Source organism: Roseisolibacter sp. H3M3-2 (genome assembly GCF_029211165.1).
Classification (GTDB): Bacteria; Gemmatimonadota; Gemmatimonadetes; order Gemmatimonadales; family Gemmatimonadaceae; genus Roseisolibacter.
Genome location: NZ_JARGEK010000566.1, coordinates 1 through 2,136, shown reverse-complemented (window position 1 = coordinate 2,136; position 2,136 = coordinate 1). Strand labels below are relative to the sequence as shown.

The following is a 2,136-nucleotide window of genomic DNA, read 5'->3' as shown; positions in this document are numbered from 1 at the left end:
GGCTCGGGCGACGCCGCGGCGCGCGACGCGGCGGCGCAGCCCGCCACGACGGCGGCGGCGAGCGCGGTGGCGGGGCGGCGGGGGGGACGCATAACGTGATGATACACGCCCCGCACGCGCGGCGCGCCGACGCGGAATTGGTAGCCGATGGTGACGAAATGAGCGGCCCGGCGTTCGAGGACACGTACGACGTCGTGGTGGTCGGCGGCGGCCACGCGGGCGCCGAGGCGGCCGCCGCGGCGGCGCGGCTGGGCGCGCGCACCGCGCTGGTGACGAGCGCGCTCGAGACCATCGGCCAGATGTCGTGCAACCCGGCCGTCGGCGGCGTCGCCAAGGGGACGGTCGTGCGCGAGGTCGACGCGCTCGGCGGCGTCATGGGGCGCGCGACCGACCGCGCGACGGTGCAGTTCCGGATGCTGAACCGCGGCAAGGGCCCCGCGGTGTGGTCGCCGCGCGCGCAGTGCGACCGGGGGCTCTACCGCCGCGCGGTGCGCGCGCTGCTGGAGGCGCGCCCGGGGCTGGTGACGCTCCAGGGGACGGTGGCGCGCCTGGTGTTCGACGGCGCGCGCGTGGTCGGCCTCGAGACGCTGGAGGGGCGCCGGCTCGGCGCCCGCGCGGTGGTGATCACGACGGGGACGTTCCTGCGCGGCCGGCTGCACATCGGCACCACGACCGCGATCGCCGGCGGGCGCGCGGGCGAGGGGGCGACCACGCACCTCGCCGAGCAGCTGGAGGCGGCGGGGCTGACGGCGGCGCGCTTCAAGACCGGAACGCCGCCGCGCATCGACGGCCGCAGCGTCGACTTCGGCGCGCTCCTCCGGCAGGAGAGCGAGCTGGCGGACTTCACGTACCGCTGGAGCCATTTTCGCGACGCAGGCGATCCGCCGCCGCTCCCGCAGCTTCCCTGCTGGCAGACGTACCTCGAGGCCCCCGGCAAGGCGCTGATCGCCGAGCATCTGGGGGAGAGCGCGATGTACGGGGGAGCGATCGGGGCGCGGGGGCCGCGGTACTGCCCGTCGGTCGAGGACAAGATCGTCCGCTTCCCCGAGGCGGTGCGGCACCAGCTCTTCCTGGAGCCGGAGGGGCTCGACACGTCGGAGCTGTACGTGAACGGGCTCTCGACGTCGCTGCCGGCGCCGGTGCAGCTGGCGGTGCTGCGCACGGTGCGGGGGCTGGAGCGCGCGGTGATGACGCGCGCCGGCTACGCGATCGAGTACGACTACTACCCGCCCACGCAGCTGGACGCGACGCTCCGCGTCCGCGCGCTCGACGGGCTGTGGCTCGCGGGGCAGATCAACGGCACCACGGGCTACGAGGAGGCGGCGGGCCAGGGGGTGGTGGCGGGGCTCAACGCGGGGCTGGCGGCGCTCGGGCGCCCGCCGCTGGTGCTGGGGCGCGAGTCCTCGTACATCGGCGTGCTGGTGGACGACCTGGTGACGCGCGGGGTGGACGAGCCCTATCGCCTCTTCACGTCGCGGTCGGAGTTCCGGCTGACGGTGCGGCAGGACAACGCGCTGCGCCGGCTGTCGGCGGTCGGCGAGGGGGTGGGGCTCTACACGCCCGACGAGCTGGCGCAGGTCCGGCGTCGGCTGGCGGCGGAGGACGAGACGCGCACGCTGGCGGAGCGGACGAGCATCTCGCCGGCGCAGGCGGGGCCGGTGCTGGCGGCGGTCGGGGAGCCGGCGCCGTCGCAGGCGGTGCGGGTGGCGGAGCTGGCGCGGCGTCCCGCCGTCTCGCTGCGCGCGTTGCTCGACGCGGCGGGGGTCGCGGTGGGCGATCCGGAGGCGGCGGTGACGGCGGAGCTGGAGCTCAAGTACGCGGGGTATCTCGCGCGGGAGCGGGCGGCGGCGGCGCGGCTGGCGCGGATGGCGGAGTTCGAGCTGCCGGCGGACCTGCCGTACGCGGGGATGCGGGCGCTGTCGACGGAGGCGCGGCAGAAGCTGGAGGTGGTGCGGCCGCGGACGTTGGCGCAGGCGGGGCGGGTGCCTGGGGTGTCTCCTTCGGACCTGCAGAACCTGATGGTCGAGGTGGAGCGGCGGCGGCGCGGGGCCGGCTCCGGCGCGCCGTGGGGCGCCGGCGATGGGGGCGCTCCGGCGGCGGGATGATCGCTGGCGCGATCATAGCGCCGCCTTCGAC

At 76.6% G+C, this 2,136-nt stretch carries 1 protein-coding gene; it reads left to right on the top strand.

All coding sequences use genetic code 11. The features are described from left to right. Positions 1-158: 158 nt before the first annotated feature. The gene (gene mnmG / locus PYV61_RS24570) at positions 159-2,105 is read left to right on the top strand and encodes a tRNA uridine-5-carboxymethylaminomethyl(34) synthesis enzyme MnmG (RefSeq protein WP_275836514.1); all 1,947 of its coding nucleotides are present in this window, start codon (positions 159-161) and stop codon (positions 2,103-2,105) included. Positions 2,106-2,136 lie beyond the last annotated feature (31 nt).

Excerpts from the sequence above, each read along its gene's own strand:
- mnmG (WP_275836514.1), top strand. The coding sequence starts at position 159 with ATGAGCGGCCCGGCGTTCGAGGACACGTACGACGTCGTGGTGGTCGGC.